The organism is Dolichospermum planctonicum, from assembly GCF_005402965.1.
GTDB lineage: Bacteria > Cyanobacteriota > Cyanobacteriia > Cyanobacteriales > Nostocaceae > Dolichospermum > Dolichospermum planctonicum.
The window spans coordinates 13,266-33,186 of record NZ_BJCF01000019.1 but is presented as its reverse complement, the minus strand read 5'-3'; the positions used below and the strand labels follow the sequence as shown (position 1 = coordinate 33,186).

Annotated in this window: 14 protein-coding genes; 8 read left to right on the top strand and 6 right to left on the bottom strand. The window is 35.4% G+C overall.

The annotated features are described in order from the left end of the window. The first annotated feature begins 15 nt into the window (after window positions 1–15). Complete coding sequence (locus FFO06_RS10235) at window positions 16–237, top strand: hypothetical protein (RefSeq protein WP_137907946.1); 222 nt, start codon at window positions 16–18, stop codon at window positions 235–237. 8 nt (window positions 238–245) lie between these two features. On the opposite strand, the gene FFO06_RS10230 is transcribed toward FFO06_RS10235, so the two are convergent. Further along, window positions 246–467, bottom strand: coding sequence for a ferredoxin-thioredoxin reductase variable chain (locus FFO06_RS10230; RefSeq protein ID WP_137907945.1), 222 nt, complete (start codon window positions 465–467; stop codon window positions 246–248). A 391-nt stretch (window positions 468–858) separates the two neighbouring features. Continuing rightward, a complete protein-coding gene (locus FFO06_RS10225) occupies window positions 859–1,245 on the bottom strand; it encodes a Fur family transcriptional regulator (RefSeq protein WP_137907944.1) in 387 nt (128 codons plus the stop codon). Between the two features lie 135 nt (window positions 1,246–1,380). Between FFO06_RS10225 and purS the strand changes: the two genes are divergently transcribed. From purS to FFO06_RS21175, 5 genes are all read left to right on the top strand, one after another. Then, window positions 1,381–1,659, top strand: coding sequence for a phosphoribosylformylglycinamidine synthase subunit PurS (gene purS, locus FFO06_RS10220; RefSeq protein ID WP_028083786.1), 279 nt, complete (start codon window positions 1,381–1,383; stop codon window positions 1,657–1,659). Between the two features lie 56 nt (window positions 1,660–1,715). Then, window positions 1,716–2,387, top strand: coding sequence for a phosphoribosylformylglycinamidine synthase subunit PurQ (gene purQ, locus FFO06_RS10215; RefSeq protein WP_137907943.1), 672 nt, complete (start codon window positions 1,716–1,718; stop codon window positions 2,385–2,387). Window positions 2,388–2,507: 120 nt separating this feature from the next. Then, complete coding sequence (locus FFO06_RS10210; RefSeq protein WP_137907942.1) at window positions 2,508–5,567, top strand: hypothetical protein; 3,060 nt, start codon at window positions 2,508–2,510, stop codon at window positions 5,565–5,567. 40 nt (window positions 5,568–5,607) lie between these two features. After that, window positions 5,608–9,213: a helicase-related protein gene (locus FFO06_RS10205; protein ID WP_137907941.1), complete on the top strand. Its 3,606-nt coding sequence runs from the start codon at window positions 5,608–5,610 to the stop codon at window positions 9,211–9,213. 47 nt (window positions 9,214–9,260) lie between these two features. Further along, window positions 9,261–9,422, top strand: coding sequence for a hypothetical protein (locus FFO06_RS21175; RefSeq protein WP_162501192.1), 162 nt, complete (start codon window positions 9,261–9,263; stop codon window positions 9,420–9,422). A gap of 155 nt (window positions 9,423–9,577) precedes the next feature. Here FFO06_RS21175 and trpE read toward each other — a convergent pair whose 3' ends face one another. The 4 genes from trpE to metH form a co-directional block, all read right to left on the bottom strand. After that, window positions 9,578–11,089 (bottom strand): anthranilate synthase component I, encoded by a 1,512-nt coding sequence (trpE, locus tag FFO06_RS10200; protein WP_137907940.1) that lies wholly within the window; start codon window positions 11,087–11,089, stop codon window positions 9,578–9,580. A gap of 109 nt (window positions 11,090–11,198) precedes the next feature. Further along, window positions 11,199–11,618, bottom strand: a complete 420-nt coding sequence (locus FFO06_RS10195; RefSeq protein WP_137907939.1) for a photosystem I reaction center subunit II PsaD — start codon at window positions 11,616–11,618, stop codon at window positions 11,199–11,201. Between the two features lie 133 nt (window positions 11,619–11,751). Then, entirely contained in the window at window positions 11,752–13,728 is a 1,977-nt protein-coding gene (locus FFO06_RS10190; protein ID WP_137907938.1) for a DICT sensory domain-containing protein, read from the bottom strand. A 234-nt stretch (window positions 13,729–13,962) separates the two neighbouring features. After that, the gene (gene metH / locus FFO06_RS10185; protein ID WP_137907937.1) at window positions 13,963–17,508 is read right to left on the bottom strand and encodes a methionine synthase; all 3,546 of its coding nucleotides are present in this window, start codon (window positions 17,506–17,508) and stop codon (window positions 13,963–13,965) included. 154 nt (window positions 17,509–17,662) lie between these two features. Here metH and FFO06_RS10180 point away from each other — a divergent pair, with 154 nt between their 5' ends. Next, entirely contained in the window at window positions 17,663–18,538 is an 876-nt protein-coding gene (locus tag FFO06_RS10180) for a peptidoglycan recognition protein family protein (protein WP_137907985.1), read from the top strand. A 1,007-nt stretch (window positions 18,539–19,545) separates the two neighbouring features. Beyond that, complete coding sequence (locus FFO06_RS10175) at window positions 19,546–19,908, top strand: hypothetical protein (RefSeq protein WP_028090685.1); 363 nt, start codon at window positions 19,546–19,548, stop codon at window positions 19,906–19,908. The last annotated feature ends 13 nt before the right edge of the window (window positions 19,909–19,921 follow it).

Genomic DNA, 19,921 nt, shown 5'->3' with positions numbered 1-19,921 from the left:
ATCCCCCATTACCTTATGAGTAAAGAATTACCACACATTTTTCCCTCCCCTCAACCCGAAGTTGAGGAAATATTTGCTGTTCATCAAACAGCGCGGGAATTTTATTATGAAGTTAATACCCGTTCTGACTTTAAAAAGCATTGTGAATGGTATTATCTAACCGCAAACCAAAACCGTCAAGACTTAGCTAAGATGCGCGGCGAACTAAATATTATGGCCTGGTTTTGTCGCCGCTAATTGGTGACTTAGATAATTTCTAGTTCAGCATCGCGTAAATGAGCTTTGAATTTTTTACTAAACTGCACCAAAATCGGGAAGTTAGCACTGACAGGTCTCCCATTCCATTGGGTGACAATGGCGGCTACTTCCCCTTCTGTACCCCGGATATCAACGGACTGACCTTTATGTTCAGGATGATGATAAACCACTACTGATTCTTTAACACGCACGCGATCGCCTACTTTCATAGTATCATTTATTTGTATCTAACTTTTGTTTTTCCACAACCATCTCCATAGCTATCTTGGCTGAATTTACTTTTCAGCTATAGATGACTAAGACAAATCCACCATGATTTCATAACAAATCTAATTTTACAACACATTCAGTTATTATTCTCATTTTGAACAAAATTACCCCAGATTTGTATTTGAGTCTGGGTTTTGTCAGTTCTTAACCTGAAATATTTGTAGTGCTTGATAATATAAAGCTTAAATCAAGTTAATTCCTCCTTAGGTATATCATTATCTACGGATGTTTATAGCTAAATTCAGAATATGTAATGTAAGTTATGGTATCCAAATAAATCTATTTTACATTCCTTTACACAGTTTGGTTTTTTCATGCCAACTTACTTAGTCAAGTTTTTCCTTGACATTTGTTACACAGTCCAAAAAACTCTAGGGTGTGATAAAAAACTTTAAATTGATGACTGGTTTGCAATTGTCTTTCTAGTTCGTGGACAGGACATTGATGAATGGGTATGGAAATACCGCATTGTAAGCAAGTTAGGTAATGTTTATCCTGTTGTACTAAGCTATAAATGGCTTCACCATTTGCCAAAGTTCGCGCCTGTACTAAGCCTTCTAGTTTCAGAGCTTCTAGGGAACGGTAAACGGTTGCTAAACCTATACTTTGATGATCGTTACGTAATTCTACGTAAATATCCTGAGCGGAAATGCTGTGTTTAATATTTTTTAACAGGTTTAAAATCCTTTCTTGACTACGGGTGCGAATGTTTCTCATGGGTATTTATAAATTTGTATCTATAGTAGGGGTAATTGATGAATTACCCCTACATTGCTAAATCCTAATTATATTTTCACTCAGTTGCAACATAAAAGTTATAGTATAGTGATCGCAGCTTTTAGCAAAGGCCTCATGCAAAGAAAATATTTAGCTAAAATTTTTGTTACCCTGAGAAATTCAGTATTAGATCCCGCCGGTGTGGCTGTACAATCTGGCCTCACACAAATGGGATATGATAATGTGGAACAGGTGAGAATTGGTAAATACATTGAGTTAATTATTGTCGCACCAGATGAAATGAAAGCGCGTCGAGACTTAAATCAAATTTGTTACGAAATGCTATCAAATCCCGTGATTGAAAATTATCGCTTTGATTTGATTGAAGTCGAATCACAAACGGGAGCATTTTGAAATTTTAATTTGGTAATTATTTCACTAATTATTTCACTACTGACCACTGACTAATTATGAAATTCGGTATTTTAGTTTTTCCAGGTTCTAATTGTGATCGTGATGTCGCCTATGTTACCAGAGAATTGCTAGGGCAACCAACTCGTATGATTTGGCACCAAGAAACAGACATTACTGATGTAGATGTGGTAATTGTTCCTGGTGGCTTTAGTTACGGTGATTATTTACGTTGTGGTGCGATTGCTCGCTTCTCTCCAGTTATGCAGCAAGTGATTGCTCATGCACAACAAGGTAAATTTGTCATCGGTATTTGTAACGGGTTTCAAATATTAACTGAGTCTGGTTTGTTACCTGGGGCATTGACGAGAAATCAAGACCTGCACTTCATTTGCGATCGCTCTCCCCTGAAGGTAGAGCGTAATAATTTACCTTGGACTCATGGTTATACGCAAGGAGAAGTGATAACTTTACCCATTGCCCACGGAGAGGGGCGATTTTACAGTGACGAAACCACTTTAGCAGAAATTGAAACCAACGGGCAAGTTTTATTTCGTTATCAAGAAAATCCCAACGGTTCACTTAACAATATTGCGGGGATTTGCAATCTTCAAGGTAATGTATTAGGAATGATGCCACATCCAGAAAGAGCAGCAGATCAAGTCTTAGGTAATAGCGACGGTTTACGCTTATTTCAGGGTTTGTTGGGGAAGGTAGCAGCTTTGGTGTAACAGATACCCGACCTCTCACCGAAGTCGGGGATTTTTCTTGGTATTATGTATTGACTTGACAAGACTTAAAGGTTTATAATTTAATAAGTGTAATTTTGATGGCGAAACCAGGGGGCATAAATGAATAGAATCATCACAAATTCAGACTTAGCTAATGTTGATTATACTGATTTATTGGACAAGATTTTAAAAGTGTTAAAAGAACAGCAAATCTTTACCATTTCTGAGGATAATCAACGGTTACTAATTGATGTTAATCAAGTAGTTAATGAAGTAATTAAATTAAACCCAACTAATCCATTAGGAAACGAAAGAGCAGTACGCGCTGCTACTCTGAATTTTAGCGCCAATTCCCAAGATTTATTTATTGAGAGAATTAAAGAAATTACTGATTATATTCAGCAACATCTAACAGCAGCAATTCAGAAAAATCCAGCAAATCAATTAATAAATAGATTTCAATTTATTCAACAATTACTAACAGATTTACAGACATTTAAAGGACAATATAATAAACATGAAAAAACCAAAGAAACCCTTTTAAACTTTACCTATCCATTTCTTCCTGCGAAAAATCTCCAAAAACAAAGATTAACAGTCAAGAGAACCGAAAATAGTCCAAATAAACAACTATTAAAAGCACATAAAGTCAAAATTTCTGTAGATAAACCTCGTGATTTTTCTGCAACATTATTAACAGGAATCAATAATTATCTTGATGTCAACTTTGCTGATATAAATTCACAAGATAGAGAAGAACTAGAAGATATTATTGACAACTTAGCCAAAAATCCCAACTCAGATATTTACAGTGTACAAAATCTAGTCAACCAAGAAACATTAGGGAAATTAAAAAAATTAGCTAAAATTAAATATTTAGAATTTCTCCTAGAAAATATTGATGAAAATGCTAGTGATGACAACTTTAAAGGTAAGATATATTTACAGGATTTAATTAGAAGACTGTACTTATTAGAAGACTATATTAACGATAGTAATAAAGCAGATGGAGAATATGAAGTTAATTATGCAGGAAAATCAGTTAATTATCAAAGTATGTTTTCTCGCAGTGAAGCGTATGATATATTACCAATTATTCCCAAGATTGAAGGTTTTTTAGGAGAAACAGAAGATCCTGGTAAAGAGAAAATAGAATTTACCTTTGGGTTAAAGTTGAAATTTGATGGTAAAGTACAAACTTATGGTGGTAGAACAGTTTTTGATTATAACCTGAATCTTTTAAATCCTAAAGAACATCAACAAGCAGTTGGGAATGAATCAGAAAACAGCGGTTTTGCGTATCAAGTCCTGAAGATTGCATTTTTATATTATTTCATATTTGCATCTCGTCAAGATCCTACCGCAGTAGATTATGATCCTCGAAAAGAATTAGAATATGATCCTTTAGCAAAAGTAAATATTATCTTATCAACTTTACAAGGTAATGATGAAGAAGCAAAAAAGAAATTATTAATAAATTTGCGTAAAGGATTTAATGATTATAAAATTCAACATAAAATTGATGTTCTCAAAAAAGTTCTCAGGAATTTAATTAAACGAGAAACTTCATTTCCCAGTGGAAACTATCCTGTACATATTTCCGTAAAAAACAGTATTTTAGAAAATGACATTGATAGGATCAATGACAGAGAAACAATATTTAAAGAAGCATTGAGAAAAAACTTTAAAGACTGTTTAAAATATATCAATGTAGGAAATGCAACCACACAAGCCAACTTACTTATTACACTTCGCGCAAATATCAATATTAGTGAACTTCATTTTTTAGAAACAGAAGATAAAGAAACATTCACAATGGAATATGATATTCCTCGATCTGTGAAAGTTTTACCAGCGATATTTTTAGGGATGCAAGATAAAAGATGTCAAGATTTTTATAACAAAAACTTACAACATCGTAAACTACTAATTTTTCCCCATCGTTTGGAAACTGAAAAACTAGAAAATCATCAACAAATAATTTACAAAATTACCTACAGTTTACTAGCGTATATTTGTCTTCATGTCATTTTAGAAAAACAAACTAAGATATTTATTCCTTTGTTAAGAATACATCTCAAACAAAAAACAGATGAAAATGTGATTATTGAGAAATTTATAGTTTCCTTAACTAAGGTATTATCCCACTTATTTAATGATGGATATCGCAGTAATGAACAGGGAATAGTAATTACTGATAGTCAAAAGCAAATTAACTTTAAAATTCCTAATGTTCTCAGTTCATTATATTCAGTTATTCCCAAAAAATTCATTTTCTCTTCAACTGATAACTGTTCATTTAAGGAACTAGATAAACTTGCAATTATCATAGTTTCCAGTCGAGAAAGTGATAGTAAATGGGGAATAAAAGAGAAAAAATCTAATTTAATGGGAGAAATTCTTACCTTACAAATGGAAGCTAAAAGTGTAAGATTTCAACTTTTTAAAACCTTTTCAGAAAATTTTAATGATCATGAAAATATGTTTGAATATCCTACCGTAATAGTTGATAATGTCAACAAACTTTATCAAAAAGGGTACAGACATTTTGTTTATATAGCAAAAGTTCCCTATAGCAGTACATTACATATTACCCAAACTGTCAAAGATGAAGAATTATTTTTCATGTCCAAAAATGTGATTACCGCATTCATAAAAGACAAACCTGATATTAAAATTTATCCCATGTTTTTTGAAAAATACTATGTTGTGAAAATGAAAAGTAAGGTAACATCTACATCATTATATATTCAAGATACCCTAGAACTGACTAGTTTAGAAGAGGATAGAAATAAACAATCTGTGATATTTTTTAATTTGTTTAATGGTTTACAAGTTGCGAATGATGTAAATTATCATGGAGTGATGTCTTATGCGACATTATTAAATATGTATGATGGGATTTTAGATGATGAAGATATCAGAAAGGGATTAATCTATGATGACGATAATAATAATCAATTAAAAAATGAAATTTTGCAATGTTTAACTTTATTTCATTTTTCTCGCTATGAAAAATCAGGTACTATTCAATTAAAATTAGATCCTTATCAAAATTTAATTGGGGATGAATCAGTAAGTCAAGCTGCGTTATTTTCCCATACTAGTAATAGAGGAAATTTTAACTCCCTGGCATTTTTAACTCACATTAAGGAAATATTAAATAAACCAAATGAATAAAAAAGCGTAATGTACACAATTATTGACCAAAGGTAAAATCATGACAGCAAAAATAGGAGATAATTTAGGAAGGTTATTTGAAGTAGGATTTAATATTGGTATTTTATCCTATATTCAACAAAATAATATTTATCATCATTTTGGTAATTTATACCGTGAAGAATTAGAACATCTGAAATTTTCTCAAATCAAAAAACTTATTACTAATAAAGTTGTTAATGAAGTATCACGAAAAATAGCAGAAAATTGGTGTCAATTTTTCCTCCAAAAAGGGTTTTTATGTGGTTTAAACTTTTTTAGGGAATATCTGAAATCTCTGGGATGTGATGAAAAGCAGAAATTCAAAAATTTAGAAATTTTATATTATCAATGTTGCTTTAATGGTGATAATAGTATTGGTACTCATCAAGTTAGTGATCAACAATGGTTTAAAAATGTTCTGTCTCAATTTGGAAATTTAGAAATTACTGCTAAGGATATCAATTTCTATAAAGAAAAAGGTGAATTTCTAAATGCTGATACTTTAGTTTTCTTAAAATATAAACGTCAATATCGGGTTTTATGTCTTGACTTATCAGTATTTTCTATTCACACAGATGAAGATATGGAAGATATTGACTATGTGCAAATTATTCGAGAATTATTACTCAGAGATGTGAATTATATTCGTTTTAAAAGTGTATTTTCTAATTTACGCATTGATACAGAATCTTTAAATCTTGATTTTTCTCCCAGTTTAAAAGAGTATTTTACTGCTTTTAAATACCATGATAAAGAAAGTGCGAAATTAATTCAAGCTGCTGGTTATATTTATAGTTTTTGTCAATTTCTTCAAGAAAATACGATAATTCCAGATATATCCAGATTAGTATGTAATGCTGTAGGATATAGCGATCGCTCATTTAATACTATCTCAATTACAGCACAAAACCTGCAAATTTTTCAAACTTGTTATCAAATCTATACAAAAGAAAATAGAACAGAAGAACTTATTTCCGCACGTCGTCGAGTTTTAGATAAAATTAAACGTAACGCTTTCTATAGTTTTCAGGAAGGAAGACAACTAGTTAAATCACTTTTAGAAATTACTCCCGATAAAATTAACATTTTACCACCACATACAGAAACAATCACAGATTTTTATAACTCCGTTGCTAAGGTACCTCCAGAACTAATTACTAGTTTAAATTTAACCGAAAATTGCAACTTTAGACAAGCACATAACCAACTAATTAAAAAGTATTTACTTTCCGAAAATACCTACATCTTCCTCACAGGAAACCCAGGAATTGGAAAAACCACCGCAATAGTAGATTTTCTCAAACAACATCAAGATGATGGTTTTTTATTATTCTATGTCAGTCCTCGGAAACAAGTCAATTTAGATATTATTGAAAAATTCAAAGATAAACACACAGGAAAATTAGCTGATGATAGAATTTTTGCTATTAACAGTGATAGTAATTTGATTAAAGATAATTCTGGTGAATATTCTGTATCATATACATCTAATATCCACGAAAATGATTTTACTTTAGGGACAGTTCATTTTCTCAACATGGAAAATATTCAAAGAACCTCAAAACGAAAAAATAGACTAGAACATATTACCGATGATACCTTTCAAGATATTGGACAAAAAACTAAAGGAGTTTTAAATAGTGTTTGTGAAGGTTTATATTATCTAATTAAGAGTGAAAAACATAATCAAATTATTGCAACTGCTTCTACTCAGTCCTTGAAAAAAACCGACTATGGAGATACTTTAAAACATTTAGAAAAAATCTTTCGTGACGCATATAACAGTAAAAATAATACGGTTTTTCCTGAGAAAATGCAGAATATTTCTCGTCGGATGAAACATCTATTTATTATGATAGATGAAATTACTGGGGATGAAGGAGGAGTAGAATTTTTAGCAGGCATTCACAAAATAGTTAAAGACTATAAACTCACACATCCTGAAAATGGTTTCAATACTAAAATCATTGTTGCTGATGCTTCTATTGTGGATAAAAATGTGATTTGTCAACATTTAGAAGACAGTACCCCCGAACCAAATAAAATCTTTTTTCGCAAAACAGAGTCAAATATTCAACCTTTATCTGTGGAGTCTTTTACATTTAATAATTTACCATCTATCATCATTAATACTAATACCTATCCTGCAAAAAGTTTAACTATCAATTATCAAATCATTATTGAATCTCGTAAATTTATCAATAAAACCAAACTCAAAGATAAATCTCCATTAGAGGAAAAAGTCAAAGAACAAATTATTAAAGATATTGAAACTTTATTCCGAAATTCTGAAATAGAACAAATTATAGTTTACATCCAAAATAAACCCAAATTAGCGGAAATAATTGATAAAATTCAACAAAAATTAAAACCAGAGAACTTTGTTAAAAATACCCATTATTTAGAAATACACGCGAATATTTCTGAACAAGAAAAACAGGAAATTAAACAATATCAAGAAAAAGTCAAAGTTGTATTTATGACTGCTTCAGGAAGTCGTGGTTTATCATTTCCTAAAGCAACCCACATTTTAGTAGAAATTCCTAAGTTTGAAATTGAAAAAAACCTCATGGAAATTATTCAAGTTATGTACCGAGGACGGGGAAATGATATCATAGACAATCAAGATAAATATCTAAATTTCTATTTAGCTGAACGTGCAACTTATCATGAAGATGAACCGCAAATTTCTGTACAAGAAAGTGCTTTAAGTTTATTAAATATTCTCTTAATTCTCAAAGCATCTATGATGACGAGAATCCAAGGTTATGGTATGATTGGAAGAAAAGAATATATTTTAATTCCTATTGGGGGAAAGTCGGTTTTTGCTGCGGGAGAAAGTTTTTCTAGTCAAATTGAAAATCTCATTTCTCAACTGAAAAAGGAATATCAAAGAAATAAAAGTCATGTATCTTTAAAACAAGCATATACCAGTTTAGAATCATTAATGAAAGATGGTGATTTTGTAGTAGAAAAAAATACAGAAGCAAGTTATTTAACTATTAGGGAAAGTTTTAATAACAACTTTTTAGAACTTGCAAAAACTTTTGATAAATTACTAGATTTTAAACCTTTGGAATTAGGTTATATTAGTGGAGGTTTATTAATAGTACCTACTAAAGACATTGAAGAGTATTATCAAATGCGGTTATTAGATATTGAGAAATATGCTAATTCTCAATTATGGGAAAATTTGCAAAATATTAGTAGAAGTAAGATTTATCCCGAAAGTTTGACTTATGCAGTGAGAGATGCTATAGAATTAGTAGCAAGATTGAGAAATGCACCTCCAAAAACTCAGAATTTCGTTCAGAAAAGTCAACATCATGATCAATATTATGCTTTACCATTATTTGCGTTTATTAGTGGTAAAGTGATGAAAGAATATTTTGAAAACGAAACTCAAGAACCAGAAGATCAACGTTTTAAAGATATTTTATCTACCTATGTTCGCTTATTATATCCTGTGGGAAACATTTTACCAATAGGTCATAATTATCAAGAATTTCCATTTGTTGTGTTTAGAAGTTATAGTTTACAAGAAATCAGAAATAAAGTTTTTACAGAAAAGTACCTGTTAAATTCCCATGAATTAAACGTTCTTAATTTAATTCTTTCCCTCTAACCTCAATTAATCAAGAAAATAGTTTCACGGTTTAAGAGTAAGAAGTATTGACAAGCATCGAAAAATCTGGTATGCTAGATACCGACGAGGAAGAACTATCCTCGTTGTATAAGCACGACAAAACTGGACAAGACGAATTAGGAACTGCTCTCGGTGTCTCCGCGAGAGAAAAAACTCCCCTAACTCAAGAAAATAGTTTCACGGTTTAAGAGTAAGAAGTATTGACAAGCATCGAAAAATCTGGTATGCTAAATACCGACGAGGAAGAACTATCCTCGTTGTATAAGCACGACAAAACTGGACAAGACGAATTAGGAACTGCTCTCGGTGTCTCCGCGAGAGAAAAAATGATTAAACAATAAACTCATCGTAAACAACGAATGGCTTCCAACATCCCCCTCGCTTTATTCAGAGTTTCCTCATATTCCCTTTCCGGTTCTGAGTCAGCTACCAAACCCGCACCCGCTTGGACAGTTACAGTCTGATTATGTAATACCATAGTTCTAATAGCGATCGCAGTATTCAATTGTCCTTCAAAATCATAATAGCCATATACACCAGAATATACACCTCTGCGACTCGGTTCTAACTGATTAATAATTTCCATAGCGCGGATTTTGGGCGCACCGCTGACAGTTCCCGCAGGAAAACACGCTTTAAGTAAATCCCAGGCGGTTTTACCAGGTGCTAACTTACCCACCACATTACTGACAATGTGCATCACATGAGAGTAGCGTTCAATGATCATTAATTCATCAACTTTCACACTACCGCTGCTGCATACCCGCCCTAAATCATTGCGTCCTAAATCTATTAACATCACGTGTTCGGCGATTTCCTTGGGGTCTTGAAGTAAATCTTCCGCAAAGGTCGCATCTTCTTGGCTATTCTTCCCTCTAGGTCGAGTTCCCGCAATGGGTCGCACTGTAGCGATAATTTCTCCTTGATCATCGCGTTCAGCTTTCACCATGATTTCGGGACTAGAACCGATAATTTGCCAGTTCTGGAAGTTAAAATAGGCCATGTAAGGTGAGGGATTGATTTGACGTAAAGAACGATACAAAGCAAAGGGATCACCTGTATATTCTGTGGATAAGCGTTGAGAAATGACTACTTGAAAAATATCACCAGCTTTAATGTATGCTTTCGCTTTTTCCACACTAGCGCAAAATTCTGGGCGGGTAAAGTTACTGCTATATTCCTCTATTCCCCCTTTACCCCTGTTTCTAGGTGCTGTCCAGGATAATTTGGTCTTTTCAGGTGATAGAGGTAAAGATAGCTTTCTGACCATTTCCTGAATGCGATCGCTCGCCTCTTGATATGCTACCTTTAAATCAATTGAATTACGTAAATCTGCGTAGGCGATCGCCCAAATTTTCCGTTTTACCTGGTCAAAAATCAATAACTGATCGACCTGCATCCATAATCCATCAGGGATATTTCGCTCATCTTGGGCATGAATTGGTACACGCTGCTCAATCCAATTTATTAATTCATAACCCCAAAACCCAAATAAACCGCCAATTCCTGAAGGTAGCTCCGGTAATTTTACTGGTTGATAAGGTGCTAAACATTCAGATAAAACTGCAAACGGATCACCTATAAAAACTTGTTGAGAACCATCTCGATGTATTTGCGTAGTTTGATCACCCCTTGCTTCCAAAATCCACAAAGGATCACAACCCAATAAACTATAACGTCCTAACTTTTCCCCACCTTCCACCGATTCCAGCAAAAAGCTATAAGGTTGATCCGCACATACTTTATACCAAGCAGATACAGGCGTATCTAAGTCGGCTATCCATTCCTGATACAAGGGGACAAAATTACCTTGGCTAGTAAGCTTCTGAAACTGCTCGAAATCGGGGAATATCATAAATAAATAATTAGAAATTAACAATTAAAAATTCGCCAACAAGTTTTTTGTCATGGGTAAGGGGGCAAAGTTTTCTCCCCATTACCCATTACCTATCACCTACTCACGATTAAACATCGTGAGTAGCTTTACCGCTGAACTTGATTTGTGCGGGATTGGGGTTTTGACCGATTCTGCGGGGTACGTGACGAACCATAGAACGTCCAGCATTTACCTTTTCAGGGAAGACACCATCAGCAGGGTGAATCATAGTGGTTTCGCCACTTGGTAAAATGCGGTAAACCTTGTAATCGGTGATTTTGAACTTGCGAAGTTGCGCGCCTAAAGCAATACCGTACTCTTTGCGAGCAATGTAAAGTAGGTTTTCGCCTTTAACCATCTTAGCCGCGCCACCAGTGGGCATTTCAAACACTTGCTCTTTGGGGCTAGTCCAGGTGATAGCGTACTTTTCTTCTACTTCGGCTTTTGTGAGTAGACCACCAGTGCTGCCACCAAAGATTGGGGTTTTGCCAGTCAGAGTTGCCATAATCTATCTCTTGTAGGTTTTTAGGGCATACTAACATCGGATCTCGACTTATGTTGCGATCGCGTTATAGACTGTAACAGTTTTTAGTAATTAGCAATTAATTCAGTGGATAACTTATTTGCCTCTTACCTCTTCCCTAGCTACCCTGGACAATGGGAATTGTAAAATGTAAGTGACTACCTTGGTCTTTACCTGCGGACTGAGCCCAAATTTTTCCGCCCCAGCCATTGACAATTTGCCGACAAATTGCTAAACCCAATCCAGTTCCACCTGTCGTCCGCCGCAATGCCCCTTCCTCCTGGTAAAAGCGGTCAAAAACGATTTCTAGACAATTTGGTTCAATTCCCCTCCCTGTATCCGATATGATGACTTCTAGAGTCTCCTGAACACTGCTAATGGCTTTAATAGTAATCTTCCCTGAAACCGGAGTAAATTTACAAGCATTATCTATAAGTTTGGCTAATACTTCCACCAACCAATCACCATCAGCCCTCACTAAAGGTAAGTTTTGGGGAATTTGGATTTTAATTTGCGGTAGCTGTTCTTGGTTAGAGCGCGTCCGTAAGCGACTCAGTGCTAAATCTACACATTCTTGGATGGTTAATGATTCAGGATGCCATTCTACTCGGCCACTTTCTAAGTTAGAAAGGGTTAAAAAGTCTTGTACCAGTTTCCGCATTCTTTCTGAATCAGAAAGTGCTGTATTCAACATCACTTGTTGCAATTCCCGAGGCATATCTGGTTCTGTTGCCAAGCTTTCTAAACAAACTTGAATGGTAGATAGAGGGGTGCGAAGTTCATGGCCAGTAATAGCAATTAAATTTCTCCGGGTTCGGTCTAAAGCTTCTAGTTGTTGGTTGAGTTCTTCTAAATTGGCAAAAGATTCCGCTTGAATCAACGCTGCACCAATTTGAGTCGCTATGGCTTGTACTAAGTCTACTTCCCCTGATTGCCACTCATGGGCAGGAAAATAGCAATGATGTAACTCCACAATTCCCAAAAGTCGTCCTTGATATAATACAGGTTCTATTAACCAAGAACGCACCCCAAAGCGCCGGACAATTTTGGATAAAGTCGGTGATTTCTTGACTTGACTATCTGTTTGCGTATCAACTACACATACTCCCTCCCCCCGCTTTACTATCTGCTGAAATAGAGGATTATGTTGTAACTCCCAACTTTGCCCCAGTACAGATGTGACATCAGAATTTAAAAATTCATGTTCAATTACGGCTTTACCATCTGTGGATTGAGCTCGATAAATTAGACACCGACAGGTTTGTAAGTGTTGACCCAACTCTTGAGCCGCAGCTTCGAGAATTTCCCGTGGATCAAGCGATCGCCTAATTGCTGTACTAATGGAATTTACTAACCTTTCTTTCCGAGCTTGAGCCGCAATTGAACGGTAAGCTTTATGTAGTTTATACTGACTAGCTTGCAGATATGTTACCAACCTTTGCACAAAGGGATCTGTATCAATATCACAAGCATATTCATGGCTAGAATTAACTCCTGACTTGTTTATTAATTCACCAATTCCAAACCGCTGCTTAACTTTATCAACCTTTACCGCTAAATCCGGCCGATAAACCTTAATTCTATCTAATAACAATTGGGCAGCCTTTAGACACGCTCCTTTTTCCGATGTCCAAATTCCCTCAAATCTTCGCGCTGTATCCATATCCAAACTAGGAGTCATCTCTGGGATATGTTGATTTTTGGACAGAGAACCAAGACTTTCACGGCAGATCAAACAGCTAGAATAGTTATCAGCAACTACTACTAAATGCCATTCTTGAGTTAACCCATCATCAGGCTCAAAAGCTATTTTTTCATAGTCATCAGCAGCTTGAGCAAACTCGGTCTCTGGTGCAGATAATACATATATTTGATTACTTTTTTCCCCAAGTCGTTGATAACGATGGGCTTCTTGACGATAGAATCGCTCTTTCTGGAAACTAGCAATGATCAAGGGTTGGTCTAAATTAGCTGCCAAAACCTGATCTTCTATGGCATGGGAGAGCGCCGTTAGTGAAGCCTTAAAATATAACTGGGGTCGCAGATAGGGAAGTGACTTGAGTAAATCACTCAGTATGGAAGTCGAAATGCTCATGAATATATTTAAACGCCCAATCTAGACAAGATTCACGTTACTGGTCAGTGGTCAGTGGTCAGTGGTCAGTGATCATTGGTTAATTAATACCAAAAATGCTAAAATCCTCAAAACAGGCGATCGCGCAAGCAGTTCGCTTTTTGAGTTCCCAACTTGCGGACACCATTTGAAATATAACATAGTCTGTATTAAATCCCCCCTCTATTTCACAATCAAGGGGGTGATTAAGTGGGATTAAGCCGTAAAATACTTCGCTGCTGGGTGATAAGCAATAATCGCCGTTGTAGACTGTTCAGGATAAAGTTGTTCACTTTCATCCATGTACATCTTCATTCTCTCAACCTCCAACAACCGTAACTGCTTAAACTGGTCCTGAATATTCGGACAAGCCGGATAGCCGAAACTATACCGAGAACCTTGATAACGCTGCGCCAGAATATCCCGAATATTATCCGGTTCAGAATCACCAAAACCCAACTCCCGGCGGATTCTAGCGTGAGTCCATTCGGCTAAAGCCTCCGCCACCTGCACGGCAATACCATGAAAATACAAATAATCAGTATATTGATTATTAGCAAACAGCTTTTGAGCAAATTCCGTGGCCACTTCTCCCACAGTCACCGCTTGCATAGGGAAAACATCCACAATTCCCAACTCCTTTGGTGCAAAGAAATCTGCAATACATAACCTATTCAAAGACTTCTGACGCGGAAACTCAAAACTAACTCTTACCTCCGTGTCCTCTGTGCCTCGGTGGTTTGTCGTTTCATAAATCAATAAACTATTCCCCACAGACTGACAAGGAAAATACCCATAAATCACGTGAGGGTGCAATAAATTTTCCTCAATAATTCGCCGTTTCCACTCCTCTAAAACCGGGTAAACTTTATCAGCTAAAAACCCTTGATATTCTTCCTTAGATTGTTCCTTGGGTTTACGGAATTGCCATTGTCCAGCCACCAAAGCTTGCAAATCCAAATACCAAAATAATTCCTCCACAGAAATATCATCAGGTTGTAAAAACTGCGTTCCCCAAAAAGGTGGTTGAGGACGTGCAATATCTACAGCCACAAAATCAGAACGCCGCGTATCAACCTCTTTTTTAATGTCAGTATTATCTATTGTGGGGTGGGAATTTTGCCCACCTTTTTCCTCAACTGATTCATGTCCATTTTCCGCAGCTTCATCCAAAAACCCTTGTAAATCATCCCAATTGCCTCCTATTTTGGCCGGCATTAATTTATCCATAAAATGCAAATCAGAAAAGGCATCCTTACCGTAAATAACCTTACCTTGGTAAGTATTTTGGCAATCTTGATAAACAAACTTAGGAGTTAAAGCCGCACCACCTAAAATCACGGGAACAGTAATACCCTTTTCATTGAAAGTCTGTAAATTCTCCTTCATAAAAGCGGTGGATTTTACTAATAATCCACTCATGGCAATACAATCAGGTTGATACTGTTCGTAAGCTTGAATGATGTTTTCTACAGATTGCTTAATGCCCAGGTTAATCACTTTATAACCATTGTTAGATAAAATGATATCCACCAGGTTTTTACCAATATCATGTACATCACCTTTGACAGTAGCAATTACAAAAGTTCCTTTGGCATTATTACCAGATTCCGACTTTTCCATAAACGGTTCTAAATAAGCAACCGCAGCTTTCATGGTTTCCGCTGATTGTAACACAAAAGGTAATTGCATTTGTCCAGAACCGAACAATTCCCCCACAACTTTCATCCCGTCTAATAAGAAAGTATTGATGATTTCTAGGGGAGGATATTGTTCTAAAGCTTTTGTCAATTGGGTTTCTAAACCAATGCGTTCACCGTCAATAATATGCCGTTTTAAACGTTCTTCAATTGGTAAATTTTCATCAATTCCAGTATTACGTTTAGTTTTGACTCCTGCAAAAATTGTTGTTAATTCTCCTAAAGGATCATAAACGCAGACATTACCATCAAATCTGCGTTCATCGTAAATTAACTGTCGACAAACTTCTTGATGTTGAGGTTCGATTTTAGTAAGTGGTAAAATTTTACTCGCGCTGACAATTGCTGCATCCATGCCCGCATTCATAGCTTCATGCAAAAACATGGAATTTAGTACCATCCGCGCTGCTGGATTTAAGCCAAAGGAAATATTAGAAACACCCAACACGACATGACTCCCGGGCAATTCTTGGCGAATACGACGAATTGATTCTATTGTCGCCTTACCATTTTCCCGATCTTCTTCAATGCCAGTAGAAATAGGTAGAGCTAAAGTATCAAAGAATATTTCTGTAGGAGCAATACCATATTCTACAGCTTGACGGTAAGCACGTTGGGCAATTTGAAATTTTTTGTCCGCAGTCCGGGCCATGCCATCTTCATCAATTGTCCCAATAATTACACCAGCACCGTATTTTTTAGCTAATTCTAGGACTTTCAAAAATCGTGGTTCACCATCTTCGTAATTAGTAGAATTGAGCAAACACTTACCACCAGCGACTTTTAACCCCGCCTCCATTTTTTCCCACTCGGTGGAATCAAGCATTAAAGGTAGTGTAACATTATTAACTATTCTAGAAACCAACTCGTGCATATCACGCACGCCGTCCCGTCCCACATAGTCAACGTTAACATCTAGGATATGTGCGCCTTCTTTGACTTGACTCCGCGCCATTGATACTAAACCATCCCAGTCTTCAGTATTCAGTAAATCACGGCATTTTTTAGAACCACTGGCGTTGAGACGTTCACCAATAATCAAGAAAGAATTATCTTGGTTGTAGGCTTGAGTAGTATAAATTGATGCCGCTGCTGGTTCTAAACTCGGCTGTCTAACTTTCGGTTTTAACTCCTTGGCAATTTCCGCCAATTGTTGAATGTGTGCTGGCCGTGTCCCACAGCAACCCCCAATCACTTGGACACCTAAGTCTTCGATAAAGTGCATCAACGACATCCGTAATTCAACGGGTGTTAATCTGTAATGTGCTTGACCACCAACGTTTTCCGGTAAACCCGCATTGGGAATACAAGAAACTACGAATGGGGAATGTTCTGATAAATACTTGATATGTGGTTTCATCAAGTCAGGACCAGTGGCGCAATTTAAGCCCAGAATATCAATGGGGTAAGGTTCTAAAATTGTGAGAACAGCGTTGATTTCTGTACCTACTAGCATTGTCCCCATGCTTTCCATGGTGACAGACACCATTAATGGTCTTCTTTCCCCTTTTTTACCAAAAACTTCCTCAATTCCATTCAATGCAGCTTTAATTTGCAGCACGTCTTGGCAGGTTTCTACCAGGAATAAATCCACACCACCATCAAACAGGGCTTCTGCGTGTTCTGCAAAAGAGGCTTTCATTGTGTCAAAATCAATATGTCCCAAGGTGGGGAGTTTGGTTGTAGGTCCAATAGAACCAGCGACAAATCTAGGTTTTTCGGGGGTGGAAAATTCCGCAGCGACGCTTTTGGCTAGTTCTGCGGCGGTTTTGGTCAGATAATAAGCCTGGTCTGCTAGGTCGTATTCTGCTAGGACTATGGACATAGAACCAAAGGTATCAGTTTCAATGACATCAGCACCAGCCGCCAGAAAATCACGGTGAACTTTGGCGACGGCTTCCGGCTTACTATGAACTAGGTATTCGTTACAACCTTCATATTGCGCACCTCCAAAGTCTTCAGCCGTGAGGTTCTGACTTTGTAGGTTTGTTCCCATAGCACCGTCAAAAACGATAACGGGACGTTCTGGACTATGTAGATGTTTGAGAAAGGGATGGGTCATAATTGTGTTAAAAAAATAGTGTTGGTTTTGTTATCTTAGACTTATTTTATGATCTTCTCAGATTTTGATGGCTATGTTTCGCGCAAAGGCGCAACTAAGCAAAGGCGCAAAACTACCAGAAGTGATATTAGCTATATTATCAGTATTGAAAAATATGAAATTTAGAGATTGGGCGACTAGAGTTTTACTGATTTTTCTTATGTTGGCTGCGTTAATTTTGGCACTATTTATTGGTGGTGCAAGAAATCCACAAGATCAGACAAATTCACGAAATTCGACAGACAAATCCTGGAATCAATATCTACCACCGCAGTTACAGTCAGTATTAAATATTAGGGAAAGGAAAAGAACACCATCTCCAGTCAACAATCATCAAATTAATCTTGTATACACAACTACTAATGAATTTAGCGAATATAAACCGGATCTTAGACAGTTTAAGGTTGATCCTAGCAATTATGGCGATCGCTATACCGCAGATATTCATGGTCTACCTCTCAATAATCAAGCTATTATAGTCCTTCATGAAACCAGTAATTCAACTTCTAGCGCCATTAATTTTTTTCAAACTCCTCATGATGATGAAAGTGTTCAAGCTAGTTATCACGCTATAATTACTTTACAAGGAACGGTTGTTTATTTAGTTCCTCCAGAAAAACGCGCTTTTGGGGCTGGTAATTCAGTATTTAAAGGTGTTAATGGCGTGGAAACTGTCCAAACTAATCCTAGTTTACCACCATCTGTGAATAATTTTGCTTATCATGTCTCTCTAGAAACCCCTCCTGATGCTTGGGGGAAGAATAATATCGATCAACATAGCGGTTATACTGAGGCTCAATATGATTCTTTGGCTTGGTTAATTGCTCAAAGTCAAGTTCCAGATGATAGAATTACTACTCATCGTGCTGTAGATGTGGCAGGTAAAAAAGTTGATCCTTTAAGTTTTGATAGTGATAAGTTTTTTAAAAAATTACATTCTTTTCGCCAATTAAAAACTTTTAACAATGCGAAAAATAACGTTAGTGAGTAAAAACATAAATTTTTCTCCCTCAAAGGCACGAATTCACCACGAATAAGAGTGTAAAGCATAATTTTCTGATTTTTATACTTCAATATGGCTATGATCAGATAGATTATCAGCAGCATTCAAAAAATTAACGATTTATTAATTGTTGTTAAAGATTGCTGTAAAAATTAACTATATTGTAACTATTACAATTCTTCTGTATCGCAATCAAGAAAGATTGTTGACTACTCTCAAAATTTTGGTAAAAACCAAAAATCTTTCAGAATTTACTACAGAAGTATTCTTACAAAAACTAAAAAGACTAAATATTAATCTTGTTTTATTATCAGATATTTTTAAAACATCGCAATAATAAACAGAAGCACTGAATAATAATACATAAAAGCAATTATACATCGTAATTACAAAACATTACAAAAATAAAATCATAAAACTATTGACTTATAATTGAATATATGTTATAATAAAGCTAACAACAAAAAACTATTTTAAATTTTAGCTAAATAGTAGAACGTGTTAACGTTAGCGTAATGCACTTAAATAGTAAAGTGTGTTATGACTAGTTTTTAATCTTTCAAACTCCCAAATTATTTTATAGCAATAACACACTTTACTTAATATTTACTATTTAGTTCTGACTTACGCACGAGTTACAGAATAAACTAACCACTCCAAACACAAAAAACACAAAAAAATAAGGGTTTGAGGAATATTTTGCGTAAGTCATGAGTTATAAATAGCCTAAAAGTAAAATATTTATCAATAAATAATATTCAGTCAAGAAAACTATGCAAAAATAAATAAACGTTTTACAAAAAAATCAGAATATAATGCTGAACTATTATCATTAAATCAAAAAAGATTGCAACAACAAACAAAAGCATCAGATCACAATACATAAAGACAAATTAGTGAACAAAAAATAATTATATAAAAAATATAAATAAAAGATTGTCAAAATAAACATCGTATAGTAGACTAATAGAATTATTTATAACAACAAAATTAATATGCCAGCCCCAGATACAACCCGTCGGATTACACCTAACACAATTCAGCAAGATATAGACTCCTATAATGGACTCACAGCCGTTATTGGTTATGCCACTGGTCGCGTAGAAGCTACACCAGAAGCATTACAGAAAGCATACACAGAAATGGTAACAAAACAACAAGAAGAAACTGAAAAACAAGCATTATTTAAAGCCGCCGCAGATGCAGCAAAACAAGCAGAATGGGAGTTCCATAAAGCCGTTTTAGCTATGAAAGAAGCAGTAAAAGGTCAATTTGGGTCAGATAGTGATGCAGCCCAAGCAGTAGGCTTTAAAAAAAAATCAGAAAGGAAACGCCCCACCAAAAAGAAAATGGATTAAATGAACCACAAAG

Excerpts from the sequence above, each read along its gene's own strand:
- FFO06_RS10175 (WP_028090685.1), top strand. The coding sequence starts at position 19,546 with ATGCCAGCCCCAGATACAACCCGTCGGATTACACCTAACACAATTCAG.
- FFO06_RS10230 (WP_137907945.1), bottom strand. The coding sequence starts at position 467 with ATGAAAGTAGGCGATCGCGTGCGTGTTAAAGAATCAGTAGTGGTTTAT.
- purQ (WP_137907943.1), top strand. The coding sequence starts at position 1,716 with ATGAAATTCGGTATTTTAGTTTTTCCAGGTTCTAATTGTGATCGTGAT.
- metH (WP_137907937.1), bottom strand. The coding sequence starts at position 17,508 with ATGACCCATCCCTTTCTCAAACATCTACATAGTCCAGAACGTCCCGTT.
- trpE (WP_137907940.1), bottom strand. The coding sequence starts at position 11,089 with ATGATATTCCCCGATTTCGAGCAGTTTCAGAAGCTTACTAGCCAAGGT.
- FFO06_RS10235 (WP_137907946.1), top strand. The coding sequence starts at position 16 with ATGAGTAAAGAATTACCACACATTTTTCCCTCCCCTCAACCCGAAGTT.
- FFO06_RS10190 (WP_137907938.1), bottom strand. The coding sequence starts at position 13,728 with ATGAGCATTTCGACTTCCATACTGAGTGATTTACTCAAGTCACTTCCC.
- purS (WP_028083786.1), top strand. The coding sequence starts at position 1,381 with ATGCAAAGAAAATATTTAGCTAAAATTTTTGTTACCCTGAGAAATTCA.
- FFO06_RS10210 (WP_137907942.1), top strand. The coding sequence starts at position 2,508 with ATGAATAGAATCATCACAAATTCAGACTTAGCTAATGTTGATTATACT.
- FFO06_RS10180 (WP_137907985.1), top strand. The coding sequence starts at position 17,663 with ATGAAATTTAGAGATTGGGCGACTAGAGTTTTACTGATTTTTCTTATG.
- FFO06_RS10225 (WP_137907944.1), bottom strand. The coding sequence starts at position 1,245 with ATGAGAAACATTCGCACCCGTAGTCAAGAAAGGATTTTAAACCTGTTA.
- FFO06_RS10205 (WP_137907941.1), top strand. The coding sequence starts at position 5,608 with ATGACAGCAAAAATAGGAGATAATTTAGGAAGGTTATTTGAAGTAGGA.